The 255-nt window shown below is 48.6% G+C and carries 1 rRNA gene; it reads right to left on the reverse strand.

The features are described 5' to 3' along the window. Window positions 1–255: ribosomal RNA gene (locus tag GTP46_RS29290) — 23S ribosomal RNA — on the reverse strand; the annotation flags it as partial.

A 255-nucleotide genomic window follows, 5' to 3' on the forward strand; every position in this document is an offset into this window, starting at 1 on the left:
TCGATTACGAGTATTTAGCCTTGGAGGATGGTCCCCCCATATTCAGACAGGATTTCTCGTGTCCCGCCCTACTTGTCGTACGCTTAGTACCACTGGTCTGATTTCATGTACGGGGCTATCACCCGCTGTGGCTGCCATTTCCAGAGCATTCCATTATCAGTCCAACTATCACGTACAGGCTCTTCCCATTTCGCTCGCCACTACTTTGGGAATCTCGGTTGATTTCTTTTCCTGCAGCTACTTAGATGTTTCAGT

Origin of the sequence: Duganella flavida, from assembly GCF_009857445.1 — a bacterium.
GTDB lineage: Bacteria > Pseudomonadota > Gammaproteobacteria > Burkholderiales > Burkholderiaceae_D > Rugamonas > Rugamonas flavida.